Source organism: Blautia sp. NSJ-175 (genome assembly GCF_022867815.1).
Taxonomy (GTDB): Bacteria; Bacillota; Clostridia; order Lachnospirales; family Lachnospiraceae; genus Blautia; species Blautia celeris.
Genome location: NZ_JALIFQ010000030.1, coordinates 1 through 19,097, shown reverse-complemented (window position 1 = coordinate 19,097; position 19,097 = coordinate 1). Strand labels below are relative to the sequence as shown.

Genomic DNA, 19,097 nt, shown 5'->3' with positions numbered 1-19,097 from the left:
TTTCTTACTTTCCTTCCTCGCTTGTTTCTTCCGTGGTTTCCTGCTCTTCCAGAGCTTCCTGGACATCTTCTGAGAAGACATCTATCGGTTCGTCAATGTCCTGTGCAGGTCCCGAAGGATTGTCCGTATACTCTGCATTACCATTTTCATCAAAAATTTTCTGATCGTCTTCCAGGGCTCTCTGCATCTCAACAGATAAGATTCCCCACTTGCTGAGCAGCAATTTAATCACCGTCTTCAGTGCCATTGCATCAAAGTCTGTTGTCCACTTACTGTTCTTCTTGTGGTAGTTCTTGTCATATCTGTATGCCTGTGAATATTTCGCAGCATGATTCTCTACATCCTCCACCGTCATGTACAACTCCTGCCGGTATCCGGTATTCAATTCAAACCATGCAAAATATCCCACAATCTTTTCTCTGTCCCCGCTCTTTCTATCTTTCAGATTGCTGAAATCTTTGGCGAACTCAATGTCTCCATACACGGGATTGTAAGAAACCAGCTCGTCCGCATACACTACTGCATAATTCATTCTTCTGTAATATCCGCTTCTGATCGCAAGCTGAATAAATCCTTTGTACATGATCTGGAACTGTGCCTGGTATCCTACGTCTTTCAGTTTGTATGGAACCAACGCACTGAATCCCAGGTTACTGTCGATCGGCAAATCATAGCTCGCCGCTACCAATGCTGAACTCATGATAGAATTCGCACTGCACTGTTTCAGCTGGTTATTCTGACTTACCACATTGATAATAGATGTCATGAACTGCGGTGCTTTCTTTCCCAGGACTTCATTGAACCGGTTCTTTACGTTATCGGTTGCAAGAATCCCCTTCAACTCTTTCATCACTGATACTTCTGTTCCTGCCATATTACCAATCACTCCTTTCTGCTGTGGATAATTCTTCTCCACACAGCTCTATAATTTCTGTTGTTGTCATATCTGATAAGCATGTTGTGCAAACAGGTCCGTTCACACCTTCCAAATACTTATCTCCTTCATAGATCCCTTCGTTACATTCAGAACATAAACATACCGGCTTTGGTTCTGGAGCATTTGGGCATCTGCTATCACATGGATTCTGTAAACATACGCTGCACATCTTCTACCTCCATCATGCTTAGTAAACTGATCGCATTCAATGTCTTCCGGAATAGATACTCTCTCAGAACATCCGGGAATAGCATCTCGAAATATCCTTCGTCCTTTCCTGCGACCTTAATCTTTCTCAAACAGTGTTGCTCTGCCTGTCTTACTTCTTCATCGCTGATATCAAAACCTCCGGCTCTGAGTTCTTTCACTGTCTGATCTACTACTTCTTTGCATATTTCCATTTTTCTTCTCCGAAAACATCTGCAAGCGCAATTCTGACCATAATCATTGCTGGCAGGATCAGATACTCTCCTCCAATCTCTACCGCTTCTCTGGCATTGCACATCTGCACAATCACGAAGCACTGTATGATTATTCCGATTGATGCATAACTAAGCCAACTTAGCACTTTGTTTTTCATATATCCCACTTCCTTTTACCGGTGATACAAAGATTCCGATGTCTATCGGTTCCTGCTGGTCAATAGCCTGGACCATTTCTTCCAGTGTATTGAGTCCATACTGCTTCATTCGCTTTTCAATTCTTTCTGGTAATTCCACAGCTACACTCCCTCTCCTGGACTAACTTCAATTCCCATACTGTCTTTACCATTTCATCCAATTCCTGGCATATCTCGTTGAGTTCTTTTTCTTCCTCTTCACTGACTTTCCCGTCTTCTGCAATTCCGATGAGCTTATCTTTCAAGCCTTCGATCCGGCTTTCCTTGAACTGCTTAATAATCCGGATCACTATATTATCAATGCTTCCGGCTTCAACAGCTACTGGCATACACCTTCCGATCAAGCACTCATTCTTGCAATACATTGTCTTCAGTTGTGGAGCACGATACAGGTCAGCCATCACGATGATAATGTCTACCGGAGGTACCGTGACTCCCAGCTCATAGTTGCTCAGCGTATTAACTGAAACACCGAGCATCTCAGCAGCTCTTTCCATGCTGCCTAGAGCATCATTGTAGATTGCAGCCTGCTTTCTACATTCACGATATGGGGTTTCACCCAGTTTCCTACAATTGCTATCCATTGTTTCTTTCCTCCTTATGGCTTAAAATAAGCTCATAACCTATAAGGTACAGCCACAATCATACGGAACATTCAAGTAATCGCTGATAAGTTTTACAGTATTTGCTGAATACGACCGTCCATTAACGACTGCGGAAACATGTCCTCTGGATAAACCGATGACTTCTGCAAGTTCCGTGGTTGTCATGTCGAGGTCGATGAGCTTCTTTTTAACTTTTTTGCACCAAGGCGATAACTTACGGCTCATGTCTTCCTCCTTCCTCAGAAATTTGCTTTACATCACTGATAATCTGCTGTAAAATAAACAAAAGTGTACTGACAAACACTGACTGGAGATACTGGCATATCTCCTTGATTTTTTACCGTTTTGATTACAAAGCGTGATGTAAATTGCAATGATTTGTATGTTGTTTTGTGTTGTACAAACCAATCATAATCAACAATAGCTTACTTGTCAAGCAAAATAGTAATCATTTGCATACTTTTGGAGGTATTTTTTTATGACTATCGGAGAACGTGTATTCTTTTTGCTCGACAAATACGGGCTTCAACAGAAGGAATTGGCGGATGCCATCAATGTTTCCAAAGCAACCGTGAACGGCTGGAAAATCCGCAAGGGCAGTCCTTCAGCAGATCTGATCTCGCCTATAGCGAAATTCTTCCATGTATCTACTGACTTTCTTCTTACCGGGGAAGAAGCGGAATCAAAGACTCTCAGTCTTGAAGATGAAGAATGGCTCAACATCATTCATCGAATCCCGGAAGACAGACAGTCTATGTGCAAGGACTTCCTGCGGACCCACATGGTTATACCTGAGAAATATGCAGATAAGAGGCAAGCATAATCTCTACTGCTTACTTCGAGTACGTCCGCAAGAACAGGAGGTAACGTTTTATGGGAACTGAAAACATCCGCTGTGAAAACAGCAATGGAAAAGAGGACTTCGTGAAGGAGCTGGAGCGATTGCTCGCTTGCTATCAGATTGCTTCTTTCGATGACCGGAAAGTAGTTTGGGCGGTTCTGAACAAATATGCCGCCTATATAAGCTGAAATTGCCCCATAAAGGGGCTTTTTCTTTTTTGAGGTGGAATAATGAGCATAAACAGAAATAATACAAGTGAGACTCCCAAAAAGGCTGCTCTTTACGTGAGAGTATCCACAAACTATCAGATAGACAGGGACTCTCTCCCTATGCAGAGGCAAGAGCTTATAACTTACGCACAGCTCATGTTTGGGATAAATGACTATGTTGTCTTCGAGGACGCTGGCTACAGCGGAAAGAATACTGATCGTCCGGAATTTCAGAACATGATGCGCCGGATCCGTGCCGGAGAGTTCACACATCTTCTCTGCTGGAAGATTGACCGTATCTCCAGAAATCTTCTGGACTTTGCATCTATGTACCAGGAACTGAAGGACCTGGGCGTAACCTTCGTCAGCAAAAATGAACAATTTGACACCAGTACAGCTATCGGAGAAGCCATGCTGAAAATCATCCTGGTCTTCGCTGAACTGGAACGTAACATGACGTCTGAACGTGTAACTGCCACAATGCTTTCCAGGGCACAGAACGGACTCTGGAATGGTGGTCGTGTACCTTATGGGTATGACTACGACAAGGATTCAAAGACTTTCTCCATCAACCAGGAGGAGGCTTTTCTTGTGCGCAAGATGTACGACCTCTATTCAGAACATCGTTCACTGGTAATGGTATCCAGGACTTTGAATGAAGATGGCTATGCTTCGAGAGCTGGCAACGACTGGTCACCGGTCAGCATATTTATCATCTTGACCAATCCGTTCTATACCGGCATATACAGATACAATCACTACAAGATACCGGGGCTTAAAATCGAAAAGGACCCGTCCGAATGGATTGAGGTGCCAGATCACCACCCACGAATCATTTCGGACGAGCAGTTTGACAACGTGAACCGCATCTTACAGTCAAACTCCCGGTCAAAGAGATTGCCTGGCCAGCAACATACCTCAAAGGGAACTCACATCTTCGGTGGGTTGCTCTACTGCGGAACGTGTGGCTCTCAGTACGTTTCTACTCCTTCCAGACTGCTAGCATCCGGATACAGACCTTCCAAGTATGCATGCCCGAACCTTCGGAAGAAAAAGACATGCAATACAAAGTCCATCTCTGATCCGGTGATCGGTGAATTCGTGCTTAACTATGTCTTGAACATGATGCATGCCAGAGCCGCTTTCTCTTCAATACATGACACATCGGAGCTGCAAGACGCTCTATTGAGTGGTGGAACATTTCAAAATGTGGACCACATCGGCAAGGACGGACTGGATAGCTGCTTCCATATGTTCTCTTCTACACCGCTGGATGGCAAACGCTTCCGGAAGCCAAAGAAAGCTACTACCATAGATCCGGAGCTGAAGCGGCTACGTGCTGAGAAGAGAAAGACTGAGCGTGCCTTAGACCGGCTTATGAATCTTTACCTGTATGCCGATAACCCGATCAGCGAAAAAGACTTTGTAATCCGCAAACAGGCTCTCGATGACTACTTAAAGGAAATCAATGAGAATCTTGGCATGATAGACCGTGGACGTGGCATCGAGACAATCTCAGACGAGAACTTCATAAAAAGAGCCAGCTACTTCATCATGAGTAAAGAGCTGGCAGGAAAAGACTATATCTATTTCAAGAAACTGGCAATGGATATGGATGCCGAAATCCTAAGAGACTTCTTCCAGGAAATCATTGATTCTATCGTCATGGAAGGTAGCAACGTAAAGGAAATCGTCTTCCGCAATGGACTTGCACATACTTTCTTCTACAAAGACACAGAAAAACCGGAGGCATAAAACCTCCGGTTTCTTTCATCTTTTCTAGTTACAAATGTACGATTTGGGTATCATTCTATAAACATCGCATCCCCCATGTAGAGGGCGTGCCTTCATTTCACTACTTATGTACCGCTACTTTGTAGCTCCTTCTTCCTATTATAATAACCGACTTTACGCCAGTTGGCAAGTCAGTAGTTTACTTTTCTTCCGCAGGTGCAAATAACTCACTTGTTCCGTCCAGAACTCGCTTCTCCTCATCCATCTCAAAGAACCACCCAAACAATTTGAGGGCTTCATACCCTTTCAGCAGTTTATCCGCCTTTTCTTTGGCGTAGCGTCCGCTATAATCATAGGTTTCTCCTACCGTATTCATCGACCCATGCAGAAACACAAGCATTTGATGTGTGATGCTCAATCCTTGGAACGTCTCAGTTGCCTGCTTTCTCTCTTCTTCGCTGTACTTCCACTCATCGTCCTCCAGGAAAAAGCCTCTCGCAATCGAACCGTACAGACCGTAACCAATCAGCACAAGGGCTTCCCAGATTTTTTCTCTCGCTGCGTTTTCGTCCTTAAGAGCCGGGATTTTTCCAAAAATAATTCCGGAGATAAAATCTTTTCTTCTGGCAGCACTTCCTTTCAGAATTTCCTTTACCTCTTTTGACTTTCTATCCTGCTCTTTCTTCGCCAGCTCTTCTTTTGTCAGCTTCTTCTTTTCCTTCGGAGCTTTCGTAACGATTCTCAAATCTCGCCATGTCTCATACCAGTACATCTGCCCTTTCTGCTCTGGCAGTTCAATCTCATCCGGCACATCGTCTGTCAAGTTAATCTCTATCACCGTTTTCCACTTTCCATTGTACATCTGCTGGGAATACTGCTCCGGTGCTTTCTCTACTCCCATCTTTTTCAGCTTCGCTTTGAGCTTCTTTGCGTTCTCTTTCTTCTTAGCATTTGTAATCTCGTTCTGAACCCGGCTCACAATATCTCTGGAGCTGCTGGCCTTATCCAGAATCTCATTTCGCATTTCTACATCCTTGATTTTCTCCAGTTCGTACAGGTCTTTCAATGTGAGCTGAAAAGCATCGTCCTGCTGCTTCTCTTTCAATTTCTCCTGGTCCAGCTTCGCAATATTCAGCCTATGCCGGACGGTTGATTTACTGAATCCGGTCTTTTCTGCAATCTGGTCTTCCGTATCTCCCAAATCGAGCATCATCTGGAATCCCTGGGCCTGTTCCTGGATGGTAAGGTCTTCACGTTGAATATTCTCCAACAGCATGATACCTACTTGCTCTTTACGGGAAATCTTGCTTCTAATCTGGCATGGAACTTCTACCAGGCCTGCTAATTTTGCCGCCTCCAGTCTTCTATGTCCTATCAGTGCATGGAAATCACTGATTACCGAAACCTTATCGGCATCCGGCTGATCTTCCGGGTCTGCCGTCAATGCACTCGCCGGAATAACCGTCAAGTTCTGCATGACTCCATGCTTCTTCATTGATTCTGCCAACTCTGTCACATCTCCGAGGTCTTTTCTCGGATTATCCGGATGCGGATATATATTCTCCACTCTGATTTTTACAACTTCACTGCTCTCCATTACTTTTCCTCCTTTTTCTTTTCAAATTTCAGACCCAGCTTTTTCCCGTCTTCCAGAATCCTCTGCATCTCTGCCTCATACTCTCCAGCACTCCGCACCGGTGCAAACGTCATTCTAGTGCCGCTCTTTGTTGGTTTTCCCATTTTCTGCAGTACCGCACCTTTTGTCTGGAGTTCATCCAGTCTGATGCTGATGACTGCAATCTGATAGAATCTCTCTTTCTCATCGAACAGCTTTTTTGTCATCCCCGGAAACATCGTCTGATATTTCATGATTGTGATCTTGTGTTCCATCATCGCCCTCCTTCACATTACTCCGCCGGGAACTCATACACGATGTTCTTCTTGTACATTGCCGGTCTTGTTGCCTGGGCCGCAGTGTCGAAGAACTCAACCGTATAACATTCATTTTCATATGCTCCGCAGAAATCTTTCAGCACCTGCAAGCACCGTTCCTTTGTCTGATACTCTGCAATCTCTTCCAGGCAACCATCAGATATGCAAATTGTGTGTCTGACGGTTTCCTTCTTTCCCTTGTGGTCTACCTGTTCTGAATATTCCAAGGCGTTAAAGGCTCTTCCGAACCACAACACCTTCTCTTTATTCTGGCTTACAATCAGCATCTTCCTCTTCCTCCTGCTCCCAGAACTCATTTACAACTTCCTGGACTACTGCATATTCCAGATCACCGTTATTCTCCAACATTCTATCCTCTAACTTCTCTGAAATAGAAATGAACACCTTCTCCGGAAGTTCGTCTACACTCTCTCCTGCCGCAGCACACACATCTTTTCCCCACTGTACTTTTTCAGACTTTTTTCTTTTCTCGTATTCATGTTCTGCATACGCATCCGCAAGGTCCAGAACCGCATTCAGTTTATTGTTATCCGGCTCATCCCGGAACATATCTTCCAACTCTCTCATAAGTTCTTCTCTATCCATTTTCTCACACCCTTTCATTCCATTTTTCTCTTGCCTCTTTCTGCGCAAGCTTCTTGTGTCCGTTCCAGTCCTTCACTGATACATGAGGTCCGAGACTTCCGCACTTCGAGCAACAAACTCTATATCCGTTGTTACCCATCCTACGGATTCCCACTCTTCTATCTCTGCAACCGCAGAACGGGCATGGTTCCAGCTTTACCAAATTATTCTCCATGACTCCTCCTGTCTGCCCTTAATTTTCTCCGGCACATCTTCTTGTGCTGCCACATCCCTGCAGAACCGCTCCGAACAACTGAAATCCGTAAATGAACCCCTGCATTTCTGACTCTATCGCCACATCGTATACCGCAGACGTTATCGCCGTATCAGCTTTCGCACCCGGAACCTGTGCTTCCATAACCGCTCTCAGCCGTTCGTAGGCCTGCGTCAGTTCCGGAATTTCCCGGTTTTCGCCCTTCGGACCAGTAATAAACTGATTGAACAGTTCCCGGACGTCCTTATATCCGTTCTCCGCATCCTCCACCAGTTTCTGACCGCTTACCCGGCAACGAAGCTCTTTTTCCATCTTCTCAATGCCGGTCTTCTTTTTACCGTAGCATCTATCTCTTTTCATTCTCGTCAGATAGAGCTTGCAGGCTTTTTCAGTCAGTTCCCACATCGGGTACTCCTGGTGTCTTGCCTTGAACTGTGCCATTTTGAACTCTGTCTGCTCCATCGGTTCCAGCTCCACGATAAGCTGTGCGATTCTGCGATATGTAACCGAGTGATATTCCTGGAACATATCCGCCACCTCCCGGCTTGTCATGATGGTTTTTCCAACCTCTACCGGCTTCTCTTCCTCACATACATCCACCACTGCCATCTGTGAGATAATCTTCTTTACATCGTCCATCAATTCTACGATCTGCTCGCTTCTCTTCATAACCTGCCAGCTCCTTTCTTCAAAGCACATAACGTACAACACGCTCCGTCGAGTTTGCTATGGCAAATCGCGCCTGCATCCTCCGGTCTTTTCCAGCAAAGTGCTCCACATACCGGGCAACGCACCTTTTCCCATCCTTCCTTTCCTTCCGGCACACTGGCTAACAACGGCATACACAGCCAACCGCCTCTGTCCGATTCTTTCCTCGGTTCAATCTTCATACCGCTTTTCCCCCTCTCTCATCCAATAATTTTTTCAGCTCTTTTACAACCGGATGCCAGCTTCTGGTTCCTCTCACTCTCCGGTACACATCAGCCAGAACTGCATCGCCGCCAGGAACAAAGGCTTCCATTCTGGCCTGGGTCATTCTCATATCGTGGAACCCATCCGTAAATCTAAGTTCATCTCTGTCTTCGTATAAAACAACTCTCTTTGCTCCCAGACAGCCCCAGGCTTTGACATTTACCGTCCGCTCCGTTCTCTTCATCACACATCTCCCTCCTTTGCAAATCTGCTGTTGAGGCTTTCCATGATTGCCTCCAGTCTCTTCGCTCCGATTCCCGGTGTCTCGCTGATTGCTTTCTGCACTTCCGTAATGTCAATCCCAGGAACCGACTTTCTGCCCTCTTCATATGCTGTCATATAAAGATTCTTACAGAACGATTCAAATTGCTGTCGATCCATTTTCTTGACTCTCTTGTAATCTTCTCTCCGGAGCAGATAACCTGCCCCGGTTGTCATGTTTTTTGCTTTGTTCATGCTCCTTCTCCTCTACTTTGCCAGCTTCTTCATAGTCTTAAAGAACTTCTTCATGCTCTTCATAAATTTCTTCATACTGCTTCGCCTCCTTTATGCAAATGGAATCCTGGCGTCAAACCAGCCGCCGTGTTTCTCAATCACTTGTTCAATCACTTCAACCGGCACATACGGGTACACTGCCTTTGTCGGTTCTGTCGGATCTTCAATATACGGCATCAACAACTCTTCTTTCTGGCTGGGATATCCGACTTCGCAAGCTGCATATTCTCCGCTTTCCAAATTCGCCCGTGGCTCACAATACAATCCATCTCCAGCCTGGACACTCATTTCAAAACCGTCTTTGCAGAAGATATGAGGTCTCGGAGCCTGTGCAATCCCGCACACCAGCTTGTATGTCTCATGCAAAAAAAGCCTGCACGCTATCCCGTTTCTTGAATTTCTCAACATCTACACACATGTGAGGAAAACAGTTTCCGCAATACTCCCAGATCTCTTTTCCTCTTACGGCGAATGTTGCATATGTGCCGCAGTTCTTCATTGTCTTCGGGTTGATTGCATGACTGTGCGGCTCTCCTACCTGGAAGTAATCACTTGTCATTGTCCGTGGTGGCAGGATATCCAGGAAGTAATCTGCTACTCCCTGGTCTACCATATCTCCCGGCTTACAATATTCATCCCAACTGTTGCAGCCGCTCTTGTGCATCCTTCGATTGTCTTTAGCTCTTCTCTTGCCATTACTCATTCTCCTTTTCAAATTCTTCCATCGTTGGTCTTTTTCCATCCAGGTCATCCCAGGTATACGGCTTATGATTTTCGCTTTCCCATTGCGCTTTGTAGCAATCTCTGCATACGCAAAATCCGGAAAGCCATCTCATTTCTCCCCAGTATTCCGGCTTTTTACAGCGTCTGCATATTACTATGCGTTTATTCTCATCCATACTTAGCATCCCTCTCTTTCTCTGATTTCTGTCGAAGCCTTATCCAGAGCTTTCAGCATTACCGGTGACGCTTTCAGTTCTTCCCAAGTCAATCCTAAGCAATCCAGCGTATCCTCAAGATCTCCGGTGTATCCGTACTCGTGATTATCCAGTTCGTACTTGAACATCTGGTAAAGAAATCCTGTTCCATCTTCATCGGCCGCCTTTGCCGCCTCCATCTCAGCGTTGTGCCGGTCCAGTACCTCATGGAAATGCTTGTGATCTTTCTTCTGGATGAATCCACCGCCCGGAATCCGATAAATCTTATCCAGGTCTTTCTCCGGGTCAAGTCCCCATTTTCCCATCATTTCATCAAACTGCTTATCTGAGAACGCAAACCCCAACGGCAGCTCATTGAACTCTTTCTGCTGTCTGTCTCTTAACTCTCTATAGCTCTCCATCTTAACTTTCCTCCTCAAACTCTGCCATCTTGCTTCTGTCAAATTTCATTGCCGGATATTCGCAGTAACCGCTTCTCCGAGTACGCCCGGTTCTCTCCGCAAATCCGTTTTCTTCCAGAAGAGCTACCGCCCAAGGGCAATTATTGGTGTCAACATACGCCTCATCTTCTGCCAACGAATGGTCGCACAGGCAGGTGGTTACTCTCGCAATAGGTCCATCCCATCTGTTATAAATTTCAACAGCAACGCTATTGTCTTCCACATACTTACCGACTCTTAACTTACAGTCCTTATACTCTGAATACTCTGTCTTAACATTCAAACTTGCCATATCAGTTCTCCTCTCTTCCCATTTCCTGGGATAACTGTTTTCTGATTTCCAACTCCGGTGCATCTTCTCTTTTTAATCTGCTCAGACACATTCCACTGTCATGTACCGTAAAATGAATATAACCTTCTGCACTCAATGTAATGCTTACCAGCTTTTCTGCCGTTCCATGCTGGCCTGCAATCTCCGTCAGCTTATCCAGTACCGGCATTACTTCCCTGCTCAGTTCCGCAAACTCTGCCTGTCTCACTTCATTTCCTCCTTTACTCTGGCGAACATATCAAAATCCTCGCACATATCGCATTCACTGCTGCTTAAAATATTCTGGCAAACCTGGCATTTCGGGTTTAACCGTCTGTAATAATCCGGATGATTCTTTTTCAAATCCTCAATCGTGAACAGTGCCACTTTCATATCCTGCATACATTATTCCTCATGCTTTCCCAGAACCTCATCTGCTTTTCTTAACAGCTCAAGACATCTATCATTCTCCTTTTTCAGCTCTTCTTTCTTCCGCTCCCTTTCTTTGTAAAACTCCTCATTTTTCAGCTCTTCTTCCCACCCATTGATGAACTGCCGTACTTCTCGGACATTATTAAATCCGCACTCATCCTCGTAATCATTTCTGGCAGTGAAGATAATGTACTTGTTGTCTCTGCGTTCATCATCAATAGCAACTCCAAAATACAACTCATCCCTCTTCTCTTCGTCAAGCGGCTCGAATCTTACATCATCATAGAGCGGACCGACCATCGGGCAGTTATTCTTGAACCATACTCTGTAGTTATCCAAGATGTAATTGCTCGTAACCCCTTTCAAGATACTCCAGATTTTCGCCAACCGGCCTGCCAGTGCTTTGTCACTGCAAAACCAGTCATACCAACCGGCCTCAATCTGGGTATTTCTGTCTTTTGCAAGGAAATCTCCCTTGCGGTATCTCTCACAAAACTCTCTCAGCGTCATGTCCGCCATCTCTATTCCTCCTCGTAATCTTCGTAATCAATATCTGCATACTCACAGATACCTTCATAGCTCGTGCCGTTCTCATACATATTTTTCAATGATGCTCCAAATATTGTGCCATCCCACTGTCTGATTTTGCTTTCAATCTCTTCATTCAGCCGGGCATTGCTTCTGTCTGCCATACTCTCACTCCTCTCCTACATTTCCAGATGCTCAATTTTAATGGCTTCGTCTACTGCATCTGCTCCATATCTTTTTTTCAGATAAGAAACTGCCACATCCCACTCATGCGGATCGTTGACCGTCTCAAATAATTTCTTAGCCTCTGTAATGCACTGTTCCACTACCAGGTCTCCTTTCGCAACTCTGATGATTCGCTTTCTCAGCTCCTCCACCTGTCTCTGTGCCTGTGCCATTGCCCGGTCAAGCGTCTCTGCATAGTTCGCAGCCTCCATCATATTCTTGATGATTGGCATTCCAAAGGACTTATACAACTCTGCTATCTGTTCCTTACCCTCTACCTCGCTGATGGACGGATGCCATGTATACACATGCTCTACGATGGAATAATCTTTCTGGCTTATCTCAGCCCCAATTCTCTTTTGAAATTCCTGTTTTGTCATACCTTCTACGCCTCCTCAACTTTCTTGTAATCTTCCAGGATGCTCAGCAGCGTCCCTTTTCCAATTCTGAACTTCTGCTTGTGTCCGCATCTGGTTCCCATATAATTGACAACCGTTCTTTCTGGAAGCTCATGCTTTATGTACTGGATTATGTAATAATGACCATCTCCATGATGAACAACGTCTATGTATTTGTGCTCATTCCGGATGTTCTGGTATGTAGCCTTTTCAGTTCTGTTTGCTCTTGATCTCTTTGCCATATTCTTCGCTCCTTTGAATTATTACTTCGATTTTGCGAACCTTGCAGGTAAAAAAATAAGCCTACTTCCAACAAAGCTCTCTTACTTTGTCTGCTCGGCTACCAAATCCATACTTTTCAAGCATCTCCAAATCTACTTTCACTGCCTCATCTTCCAGCGTGCATCCACAATCACTCAAAGAATACAGCTCATCTACGATTTCATCAGCAATGCTTTCTTCTCCAGCTTCCAGGGCTTTTTCAATGAACACCCGCAGCATCTTCTGTGCTGCATCCCATTCCGGATAACCAAATTCATTTTTATCTCTTTCACTTAACAGGCTTCTGTATATTACTAATGCGTTCATCTTGACTACCTCCGTTTGTATCGTGTATTTGTTTTGTTATTTTGTAACTTTATTATACTTCGATAACTCGAACGTGTCAAGTGTTTTACTTCTATTTTTCAATTATTTTTACCAGGGCGATTTCATATCCCAACGCACTTACGATTTTCTCCAACGTATCACAGCGAATACCGCATTTGCTTCTGGAAATAATCTGGTTCGCATACTGTCTGCTCACCCCGATTTTCTTTGCCAGGTCCACTGGTCGCAACTCCTCAACTTCCAGAACCTTTTTTATCAGCTCGTTGCAGTCAGTTCCTCTAATTTCTTCCATCCTCTACCTCTCTTTCAATCCAATCAGCAACTATCATTCCACAGTTATCAGCTATCTGATACAGAATCTCCGTATCATCCCAGGTGTAATTGTTCAGAAAATCTGCCAGGCTCTCCCACCCCATTCTCTTCACAATCCGCTTCGCATCGTTCTTTTTAATCTCGAACCAGGTCAAGTGTTCATCCTTAAATCTGACGTCCCGGCATCTGTCCTGTACATAGGTTTCAAGAATCAGTCTTCCAAACATTTCCTACTCCTCCTCAAACAGCTTGCTTGCTTTCTGGGCCAGCATCTCATTTCTTCCGGATTTATCATCAAATATCCGGTGACACTCCTCCAACAGCTTGTCTACTCTTTCCTGGGTTACTTCCAGGCCTGTACTCCGGATTGCTTCTTCCAGGTCTTCCAGATACCAATCTTCCCTGTGCCAGATAGCGTTTGCCCTGCGGTAAATCTCATCAATTATCTTCTGTCGATTTTCCTCGGTTGCCTCCAACAGCCACTCAAAATTCAGTTTCCCATCCTTGGTTGTCGGATTGTACTTTCCGGAACATCTGCCCTGCCGGTCCGTTACATAGGTCTGAACGCCCCACCACGTTTCCGGTTCTTTATCTATGAATCCCTTTCTCTTCCACATTGCCGGAAGTGAATGCTTTCCATGCGTGTTTTCGTTCTTTCGGAACTCTACTACAATTTCCTCTCCCAACGCATTTCTGTCTGCGAAGGTAAACCACCAAACCGGCGGTACTGTATGCTCACACCGATATACTTTTCTCATTTTCCTGCTCCTTTCGCTAATGATTCAGCAATCGCCTCCATCATACTCTGCGATAATTCCAGATACTGCTCTACGATATAGAATTTAGCGCTCTGCCCGTTCTCATCCCATATTTCAAAATACTGGAATCCCCGTTCTTCCTCGGCTTTATCCTCCTGCACCTTCACATACTCTCGTGCCTTATTCTCAACGATTTCATCCAGTTTCTTCATGACCGTCTCCAGGTCAATCGACACATCCACCACTGCACACCCATTTGTAAATTCGTTCTCCCAGAACCCATGCAGGACATACACCACAATTTTCTTTCCGTCCATCCTGGCATCCTCCCTATCCGTAAATAACATCATCGAATATCGCATACTGGATAATCATGTCTGCCACTGTCGCATCTACCATGCAACAATCCAGTTCATAAACGCCTTTGCTGCATCCCACAGAATCTGTCGCATCCACCAAGATATTGTACGGCTTGTCTTCATCCTCCAGATACTGTTTTACTCCGTTGAGCAACTTTTCCTTGTTCAGTTCTCTCTTCTTGCCGTCCACTGAATCATGCAGGACCAGAATTCCTCCTCTGCCGATCTGCTCCGATGCAAATTCTCCGAGATACTTTCCTTTGACTTCTGCTCGCTTGCACCAGTAGCAAATGCCGCCCTCCAGTGCCGTTGTAACAATATCGTCAATGTCCTCTGTGCTGATTCGCACGCTTATCTCAGCCTTGATTTCCTCATACTCTTTTCCCATCAGTCTTCCTCCTCACATCCTACTCTTTCTACATAGTCCACGCTGTCCGGCTCGCATTCAAATTCCGGGTATAAAGACAACCACAGTTTCTCCAGTTCGTTTATACCATTTGCGGTCAGCTCTGTTTCATCTCCATCGTTGAATCCGATTCTGTATACGCTCGGCTTCTTGCCTTTTCTGACAATGCCTTTCGCTGCTCTTCTCAGTCTCATTACTCCTTTTCCTCCACTCCGGCAAACTCCAGGATTTTCTCTCTGGCAAATCCCTCAATCACTTCCAGGTAGTTTCCCGGCCACACATCCTTGTTCGGCTCGTAGGTTTCTGTGAACTCATTCGCCCAGTCAACAAATTTCTGTTTCCAGGTTATGCTGTCAATGTCTGTCAGTGTCTCAAACAGATACTCGCTCTCGCCTTTGAGCTGTTCCAACATCATAGCTATCTCCATCAGATTTTCCGTCTGTTCGTTATATTCCAGCATCACGCCACCTCCTACTCTGTTCTTACCAATCCACCGTTTGCAGGTGCAATTCCGATACTTCCCAGTTCGGAACAATCCGGTGCATCCAGGTTCGCCACATACGCAAGTGAAATCCTCCCGTCCAGGTCTTCTCTATCCAGTTCCCACTCTTCTTCCTCTGCACTAACATACAACAACGCCAGGCATCTTCCAAACACCATATTGCTCAATATTGCAGCGTATACAATACCGCCACTTTCTTCTTCCCAGTTGGCAACAGCTTTCTTCTCCTCATCGTTCAAATCATACAGAATACCTGCCGTCTCAGATTTAAGGACCGTTCCCTGCTTTCTGAATTTTGTGATTACCTGCGGCATCATTCCCAAGCGGCACATACGACCAACCGCTTCTTCTACCATTTTTGCTCTGTCCTGCTGATTCTTTGCATCCATTATTTCTTATCCTCCATTTTCTTCTCTAAATCTTCCAGTCCGAGTGTTGCATTTACGAATGCCAGCGCACATGCGGCTCCGATACATTCTCTGATTCCGGTTGAAACTCCGACAATCAAACACACCAGCATAGCCAGTGAAAACATTCTTCTGCTTTTCTTCATTTACTTTCTGCCTCCTCTGTGATAAACTTGGTAGCACGAGGAGAACTTGTCTCCCCGGCTACCGAGCTGTTTTTCAGAACATTACTTGAACCAGGTCAAAACTGCCGTAACAACTGCTATCAGCATTGTTACTATGGAAATTACGATATGTGTCCAGCATTCATAAATTTCAATTTTGGTCTTCTTCAACTGCTCTGAAAGCAGCTCTTCTTCTTTTTCTTCAATCCTGCGTTTTCTTTTTCCCAACGGGCAATTCCTCCTTTCTCATTTGTTCTGTCCTCTGCATTCCTACGGGGTTGGAACCGTCTGACAAGCATATGTACTATTCCATCAACCTTGCCGCCTGCATTACTTTGTATCGTATATTTGTTTTGTTATTTTGTAACTTTATTATACTTCGATTTCTCGAACGTGTCAAGTGTTTTGCTTCTATTTATCAATTATTTTTCGAGCTGTCGAATTAGTGTGTGTAGCATCTTTGCAACGCAAAGTGCTATTCTTTTTTATCTCTTTATCTATCTTTATCTCTATCTCTTACTCTATCTCTAATTATGGTGTAGAAATCATGTAAGAAATCTTACAAGGTTTTATATATAGGAAATGTTTTTACTTCGATTTTTCGACTTATTCACATTATCAACATTCTTCCTGTGGATAACTTTGGAGCTCAGATTGAACTTCGCAGAATTGCATTTTTAACATATAGGTCTATAACATCGTACACGCTTCTATACCGGCTTTTAGCTCTTAGGCATAAGTTAGTATCTAAAAACGTCTATCGTTACTCAGGCACATTTCGTCAAATTTGAAGGGGATTTTTTGTGAATTTTGTATATTGATTTATTCTACGGACTTGCTCCGCAATAAAAAAGAAGCCCCGGCAGAACACCGGGGCAATGTGACATATTTTCCTTTTTGACCAAAAGAGGTGTGCTTAATTTTCTTAGTTCCTTGCCTTAAAGGCATTATTTGATGTATACCTTGCCATCGTAATAAGCAGCCATCCAACCGCTCGGTGCTTTCATCCAGATATCGTTTCCGACATTCCGAACTTCCTGGCACGTTACGACCGTTCCTGCATCCAGGCAGCCATCATTGTCCTTATCGTGTTTCTGGCCGTCAGCCGTCAACTGCGAATGTTTCTTTGCGCTGTAGTTTGTTCCTGGACCTGTACGAACTTTCAGTTCTACCTGCAAAGTGTACTCATGTCCAGCAGTGTAAGACGGAGTGTTCTTCTTTTCCGGAACACTGGCTGCTGTCTTTCCGTTGTAAGCAGAAACCAGCTTACTCTTAGATACCGGTCCGTACTTGCCGTCCTGCTCCAAACCGTAAAATGCCTGGAACGCAAGCAGAGCTTTCTCTGTGTCTCCGCCAAAAGAACCGTCTACTCCGGAACTTCCGCAGGAGAATCCGCAACCGATCAGCATTTTCTGCATTTCTTTTACTGCGTCCCCGGAATCGCCTTTCTGGAGATAATTTCTCACATTAACCGTTCCGGATGCAGATGCTGTCACTCCGGTGTAACGGTACACATGAATCCACGGCTTATTGTAATAGCTGCGGATGCAGATTTCTCTACCGGTCTGATCTCCAGACTTTCCTCCTGTGACCGTTCCTTTCTCGTTGATACTTGCGTGCACCAGTTTACCATTTCCGCAGTAGAATGCTGTGTGTCCATTTCCGAGCAGGACATCTCCACGGATCATTCCGCTACCGGTTGCCAGATCCACGGATTTTACAACATCCTTGAATCCGATTTTTGGCAGAACCTCCGGCATGTTGCCTGTATAGGTTGCTCCGCTTGACTTTGCCGGGATTCCGGCCTCTTCCAAACATCTGATTACCAGCCCGGAACAATCGTAATTCGGTTTGCCCCAACGGTCTACCTGGTCGTAACCGTGTGAATCGTCCAGGGCGATTGCCTCTGCTCTTGCTACTGCATTTTCAATTTTGCTCACTTTGTTTTCCTCCTTCTTCTGATTCTGGTAAATCTTTAAATACTGCTCCCCGTAAGAAGCCCTTGTTTTCTTCACTGCCGAACCTACATTCGCCGGAGCCTCGAACTTGACTAAGAAGATATCGGACGCTTCCTGCACTGAGGTTGCGGTCTGCAATACCTTCCAGACACTCTTATAGCTCGTCTTCAATTCACTCAGCATGTACTCTGTCTGCGTCTTCGCATCTCCGATAGACACTCCTCTGGACTTAACCAGATCGTAAAGGCCGGCCTTTCTTCCGGCAGATGTCCACTGGCAGAATCCGTAACCGTACTGCCTGGAATCTCCCAACGGATGCAGGAATAACGCTCTCGTTATCTTTCCGGAGTCTACTGCTTCCGTGTAGGTATCGTCCGTGTATTTATAGTTCAATTTCTTCTCACAGAGATTTTCCAGATTCCGGGGATTCGCTCTGGATTCTGCGTAAATATTCCCCATAGCCGCACATGCACCATATATCGTGCAACCGGCAGCCATCAAAGCGTCAAACAAAATATCTGTGTATGTATTCCGTTCTATTGCCATTTGTAAATTCTCCTTCATTCACAAAAAAGGGGCAGGGATTTCTCCCCACCCGGTCATAAGTATGTGTCCTCTTCTGGGTCCATCTCATCATCATCTTTCGGATGCAACTGTCCCATCTTGTCCATCAGCAAAAATGTCAACGGAACGAACACCGCAAACAAAATTACCAACGGCCAGAAGATTCCTGCCATCAGCAACAGCACTATCACAAGCGGATAATTCGGCTTGCTCGGCTCATAGTACATGCCATTGTCCTGGCAGTACAGCTCTTCGTCTTCATCTTCCATCCGGCACAATGTCCGAATGCCCCAGATGTAGACCGGCTGACACAGCAAAATCCCCAAAAGGTACACCAATAGGATTTTTAAGCCCATAGCTCCTCTCTCCCTTCTCCGATCAGTTCTGAGAGCCATTTACCTTTCCATCATCCAAAAGGTCCTTAACTTCCTTGAACCACCAGTCAATAATTTTCAGCAGCACCTCTTCGGACATGATTACCTGCAACCACTTAGGCAGCAATCCTCTTGCCTGCTGTACTACCCATTTCAGTTTCTTTTCTCCCTGGCCGGACTCTTTGTAGATATGTTCAGCGTGCAGGAACA

The 19,097-nt window shown here is 45.0% G+C and carries 41 protein-coding genes and 1 pseudogene; 3 read left to right on the top strand and 39 right to left on the bottom strand.

Going from position 1 to position 19,097, the window contains the following annotated elements; translation table 11 throughout:
- Positions 1 to 4: 4 nt before the first annotated feature.
- The 6 genes from MUB35_RS27420 to MUB35_RS27395 form a co-directional block, all read right to left on the bottom strand.
- On the bottom strand, positions 5 to 874 hold the full coding sequence (locus tag MUB35_RS27420) for a recombinase RecT (protein ID WP_244807167.1): 870 nt from the start codon (positions 872 to 874) through the stop codon (positions 5 to 7).
- Positions 875 to 1,074: 200 nt separating this feature from the next.
- The gene (locus MUB35_RS27415) at positions 1,075 to 1,338 is read right to left on the bottom strand and encodes a hypothetical protein (protein ID WP_244807166.1); all 264 of its coding nucleotides are present in this window, start codon (positions 1,336 to 1,338) and stop codon (positions 1,075 to 1,077) included.
- Positions 1,317 to 1,517 carry a hypothetical protein gene (locus MUB35_RS27410; RefSeq protein ID WP_244807165.1) on the bottom strand — a complete coding sequence of 67 codons (201 nt, stop codon included), beginning with the start codon at positions 1,515 to 1,517 and terminating at the stop codon, positions 1,317 to 1,319. Before MUB35_RS27410 ends, MUB35_RS27415 begins: the two co-directional genes overlap by 22 nt.
- A complete protein-coding gene (locus MUB35_RS27405) occupies positions 1,489 to 1,656 on the bottom strand; it encodes a hypothetical protein (RefSeq protein WP_195949195.1) in 168 nt (55 codons plus the stop codon). Before MUB35_RS27405 ends, MUB35_RS27410 begins: the two co-directional genes overlap by 29 nt.
- The gene (locus tag MUB35_RS27400) at positions 1,634 to 2,140 is read right to left on the bottom strand and encodes a helix-turn-helix domain-containing protein (RefSeq protein ID WP_215640054.1); all 507 of its coding nucleotides are present in this window, start codon (positions 2,138 to 2,140) and stop codon (positions 1,634 to 1,636) included. The genes MUB35_RS27405 and MUB35_RS27400 overlap by 23 nt, the downstream gene beginning before the upstream one ends.
- Positions 2,141 to 2,179: 39 nt before the next feature.
- Positions 2,180 to 2,386: a helix-turn-helix transcriptional regulator gene (locus MUB35_RS27395; RefSeq protein WP_195949191.1), complete on the bottom strand. Its 207-nt coding sequence runs from the start codon at positions 2,384 to 2,386 to the stop codon at positions 2,180 to 2,182.
- A gap of 253 nt (positions 2,387 to 2,639) precedes the next feature.
- Between MUB35_RS27395 and MUB35_RS27390 the strand changes: the two genes are divergently transcribed.
- From MUB35_RS27390 to MUB35_RS27380, 3 genes are read left to right on the top strand one after another with little or no spacing between them, the layout of a single operon-like run.
- Positions 2,640 to 2,984, top strand: coding sequence for a helix-turn-helix domain-containing protein (locus MUB35_RS27390; RefSeq protein WP_195949189.1), 345 nt, complete (start codon positions 2,640 to 2,642; stop codon positions 2,982 to 2,984).
- A gap of 50 nt (positions 2,985 to 3,034) precedes the next feature.
- Positions 3,035 to 3,190 carry a hypothetical protein gene (locus MUB35_RS27385; RefSeq protein ID WP_195949187.1) on the top strand — a complete coding sequence of 52 codons (156 nt, stop codon included), beginning with the start codon at positions 3,035 to 3,037 and terminating at the stop codon, positions 3,188 to 3,190.
- Between the two features lie 42 nt (positions 3,191 to 3,232).
- Positions 3,233 to 4,966, top strand: a complete 1,734-nt coding sequence (locus MUB35_RS27380; protein WP_244807164.1) for a recombinase family protein — start codon at positions 3,233 to 3,235, stop codon at positions 4,964 to 4,966.
- A 178-nt stretch (positions 4,967 to 5,144) separates the two neighbouring features.
- On the opposite strand, the gene MUB35_RS27375 is transcribed toward MUB35_RS27380, so the two are convergent.
- From MUB35_RS27375 to MUB35_RS27215, 33 genes and pseudogenes are all read right to left on the bottom strand, one after another.
- A complete protein-coding gene (locus MUB35_RS27375; protein WP_244807163.1) occupies positions 5,145 to 6,542 on the bottom strand; it encodes a ParB/RepB/Spo0J family partition protein in 1,398 nt (465 codons plus the stop codon).
- Positions 6,542 to 6,835, bottom strand: coding sequence for a hypothetical protein (locus tag MUB35_RS27370; RefSeq protein WP_117687970.1), 294 nt, complete (start codon positions 6,833 to 6,835; stop codon positions 6,542 to 6,544). The genes MUB35_RS27375 and MUB35_RS27370 overlap by 1 nt, the downstream gene beginning before the upstream one ends.
- Positions 6,836 to 6,852: 17 nt before the next feature.
- Positions 6,853 to 7,164 (bottom strand): hypothetical protein, encoded by a 312-nt coding sequence (locus MUB35_RS27365; protein ID WP_117963901.1) that lies wholly within the window; start codon positions 7,162 to 7,164, stop codon positions 6,853 to 6,855.
- Positions 7,142 to 7,483, bottom strand: a complete 342-nt coding sequence (locus MUB35_RS27360; protein WP_147335023.1) for a hypothetical protein — start codon at positions 7,481 to 7,483, stop codon at positions 7,142 to 7,144. Before MUB35_RS27360 ends, MUB35_RS27365 begins: the two co-directional genes overlap by 23 nt.
- A 4-nt stretch (positions 7,484 to 7,487) precedes the next feature.
- Complete coding sequence (locus MUB35_RS27355; RefSeq protein WP_244807162.1) at positions 7,488 to 7,697, bottom strand: Lar family restriction alleviation protein; 210 nt, start codon at positions 7,695 to 7,697, stop codon at positions 7,488 to 7,490.
- 18 nt (positions 7,698 to 7,715) lie between these two features.
- Positions 7,716 to 8,405, bottom strand: a complete 690-nt coding sequence (locus MUB35_RS27350; protein WP_117687966.1) for a hypothetical protein — start codon at positions 8,403 to 8,405, stop codon at positions 7,716 to 7,718.
- Between the two features lie 217 nt (positions 8,406 to 8,622).
- Entirely contained in the window at positions 8,623 to 8,895 is a 273-nt protein-coding gene (locus MUB35_RS27345) for a hypothetical protein (protein ID WP_147419260.1), read from the bottom strand.
- On the bottom strand, positions 8,892 to 9,164 hold the full coding sequence (locus MUB35_RS27340) for a glutathione peroxidase (RefSeq protein ID WP_118315547.1): 273 nt from the start codon (positions 9,162 to 9,164) through the stop codon (positions 8,892 to 8,894). Before MUB35_RS27340 ends, MUB35_RS27345 begins: the two co-directional genes overlap by 4 nt.
- Before the next feature lie 90 nt (positions 9,165 to 9,254).
- The gene (locus tag MUB35_RS27335; protein WP_244807161.1) at positions 9,255 to 9,569 is read right to left on the bottom strand and encodes a hypothetical protein; all 315 of its coding nucleotides are present in this window, start codon (positions 9,567 to 9,569) and stop codon (positions 9,255 to 9,257) included.
- A complete protein-coding gene (locus tag MUB35_RS27330) occupies positions 9,562 to 9,945 on the bottom strand; it encodes a hypothetical protein (RefSeq protein ID WP_244807160.1) in 384 nt (127 codons plus the stop codon). Before MUB35_RS27330 ends, MUB35_RS27335 begins: the two co-directional genes overlap by 8 nt.
- Positions 9,899 to 10,102, bottom strand: coding sequence for a hypothetical protein (locus MUB35_RS27325; RefSeq protein WP_227081137.1), 204 nt, complete (start codon positions 10,100 to 10,102; stop codon positions 9,899 to 9,901). The genes MUB35_RS27330 and MUB35_RS27325 overlap by 47 nt, the downstream gene beginning before the upstream one ends.
- Before the next feature lie 2 nt (positions 10,103 to 10,104).
- Positions 10,105 to 10,542 carry a DUF7659 family protein gene (locus MUB35_RS27320; RefSeq protein WP_118315544.1) on the bottom strand — a complete coding sequence of 146 codons (438 nt, stop codon included), beginning with the start codon at positions 10,540 to 10,542 and terminating at the stop codon, positions 10,105 to 10,107.
- A gap of 1 nt (position 10,543) precedes the next feature.
- A complete protein-coding gene (locus tag MUB35_RS27315; RefSeq protein WP_064786069.1) occupies positions 10,544 to 10,873 on the bottom strand; it encodes a DUF4313 domain-containing protein in 330 nt (109 codons plus the stop codon).
- Between the two features lies 1 nt (position 10,874).
- Positions 10,875 to 11,120 (bottom strand): hypothetical protein, encoded by a 246-nt coding sequence (locus MUB35_RS27310; RefSeq protein WP_118005710.1) that lies wholly within the window; start codon positions 11,118 to 11,120, stop codon positions 10,875 to 10,877.
- Positions 11,117 to 11,293: a hypothetical protein gene (locus MUB35_RS27305; protein WP_172725679.1), complete on the bottom strand. Its 177-nt coding sequence runs from the start codon at positions 11,291 to 11,293 to the stop codon at positions 11,117 to 11,119. The genes MUB35_RS27310 and MUB35_RS27305 overlap by 4 nt, the downstream gene beginning before the upstream one ends.
- Positions 11,294 to 11,296: 3 nt before the next feature.
- Positions 11,297 to 11,842 carry a hypothetical protein gene (locus MUB35_RS27300; protein ID WP_118617142.1) on the bottom strand — a complete coding sequence of 182 codons (546 nt, stop codon included), beginning with the start codon at positions 11,840 to 11,842 and terminating at the stop codon, positions 11,297 to 11,299.
- A 2-nt stretch (positions 11,843 to 11,844) separates the two neighbouring features.
- A complete protein-coding gene (locus MUB35_RS27295) occupies positions 11,845 to 12,015 on the bottom strand; it encodes a hypothetical protein (protein WP_172725678.1) in 171 nt (56 codons plus the stop codon).
- Positions 12,016 to 12,030: 15 nt separating this feature from the next.
- Positions 12,031 to 12,456: a hypothetical protein gene (locus MUB35_RS27290; RefSeq protein ID WP_117687960.1), complete on the bottom strand. Its 426-nt coding sequence runs from the start codon at positions 12,454 to 12,456 to the stop codon at positions 12,031 to 12,033.
- Positions 12,457 to 12,461: 5 nt separating this feature from the next.
- Complete coding sequence (locus MUB35_RS27285) at positions 12,462 to 12,716, bottom strand: hypothetical protein (RefSeq protein WP_117687959.1); 255 nt, start codon at positions 12,714 to 12,716, stop codon at positions 12,462 to 12,464.
- A gap of 61 nt (positions 12,717 to 12,777) precedes the next feature.
- Positions 12,778 to 13,062, bottom strand: a complete 285-nt coding sequence (locus MUB35_RS27280; protein ID WP_244807159.1) for a hypothetical protein — start codon at positions 13,060 to 13,062, stop codon at positions 12,778 to 12,780.
- Between the two features lie 91 nt (positions 13,063 to 13,153).
- Positions 13,154 to 13,375, bottom strand: coding sequence for a helix-turn-helix domain-containing protein (locus tag MUB35_RS27275; protein WP_064786078.1), 222 nt, complete (start codon positions 13,373 to 13,375; stop codon positions 13,154 to 13,156).
- A complete protein-coding gene (locus MUB35_RS27270) occupies positions 13,362 to 13,622 on the bottom strand; it encodes a hypothetical protein (RefSeq protein WP_117687957.1) in 261 nt (86 codons plus the stop codon). Before MUB35_RS27270 ends, MUB35_RS27275 begins: the two co-directional genes overlap by 14 nt.
- 3 nt (positions 13,623 to 13,625) lie before the next feature.
- Complete coding sequence (locus MUB35_RS27265) at positions 13,626 to 14,153, bottom strand: hypothetical protein (protein ID WP_117963899.1); 528 nt, start codon at positions 14,151 to 14,153, stop codon at positions 13,626 to 13,628.
- Positions 14,150 to 14,470, bottom strand: a complete 321-nt coding sequence (locus tag MUB35_RS27260; protein ID WP_118005705.1) for a hypothetical protein — start codon at positions 14,468 to 14,470, stop codon at positions 14,150 to 14,152. Before MUB35_RS27260 ends, MUB35_RS27265 begins: the two co-directional genes overlap by 4 nt.
- Before the next feature lie 13 nt (positions 14,471 to 14,483).
- On the bottom strand, positions 14,484 to 14,900 hold the full coding sequence (locus MUB35_RS27255; protein WP_118005703.1) for a hypothetical protein: 417 nt from the start codon (positions 14,898 to 14,900) through the stop codon (positions 14,484 to 14,486).
- The gene (locus tag MUB35_RS27250) at positions 14,900 to 15,112 is read right to left on the bottom strand and encodes a hypothetical protein (protein ID WP_118111188.1); all 213 of its coding nucleotides are present in this window, start codon (positions 15,110 to 15,112) and stop codon (positions 14,900 to 14,902) included. Before MUB35_RS27250 ends, MUB35_RS27255 begins: the two co-directional genes overlap by 1 nt.
- Positions 15,112 to 15,378, bottom strand: coding sequence for a hypothetical protein (locus tag MUB35_RS27245; protein ID WP_118111185.1), 267 nt, complete (start codon positions 15,376 to 15,378; stop codon positions 15,112 to 15,114). The genes MUB35_RS27250 and MUB35_RS27245 overlap by 1 nt, the downstream gene beginning before the upstream one ends.
- Positions 15,379 to 15,389: 11 nt before the next feature.
- Entirely contained in the window at positions 15,390 to 15,809 is a 420-nt protein-coding gene (locus tag MUB35_RS27240; RefSeq protein WP_244807158.1) for a hypothetical protein, read from the bottom strand.
- On the bottom strand, positions 15,809 to 15,973 hold the full coding sequence (locus tag MUB35_RS27235; RefSeq protein WP_158563048.1) for a hypothetical protein: 165 nt from the start codon (positions 15,971 to 15,973) through the stop codon (positions 15,809 to 15,811). Before MUB35_RS27235 ends, MUB35_RS27240 begins: the two co-directional genes overlap by 1 nt.
- Positions 15,974 to 16,054: 81 nt before the next feature.
- Positions 16,055 to 16,219: a hypothetical protein gene (locus tag MUB35_RS27230; RefSeq protein WP_158563047.1), complete on the bottom strand. Its 165-nt coding sequence runs from the start codon at positions 16,217 to 16,219 to the stop codon at positions 16,055 to 16,057.
- A 719-nt stretch (positions 16,220 to 16,938) separates the two neighbouring features.
- Entirely contained in the window at positions 16,939 to 18,495 is a 1,557-nt protein-coding gene (locus MUB35_RS27225; protein WP_118005697.1) for a phage tail tip lysozyme, read from the bottom strand.
- 53 nt (positions 18,496 to 18,548) lie between these two features.
- Positions 18,549 to 18,869, bottom strand: a complete 321-nt coding sequence (locus MUB35_RS27220; RefSeq protein WP_117687952.1) for a hypothetical protein — start codon at positions 18,867 to 18,869, stop codon at positions 18,549 to 18,551.
- Between the two features lie 22 nt (positions 18,870 to 18,891).
- Positions 18,892 to 19,097: pseudogene (locus tag MUB35_RS27215) on the bottom strand (hypothetical protein); the annotation flags it as partial.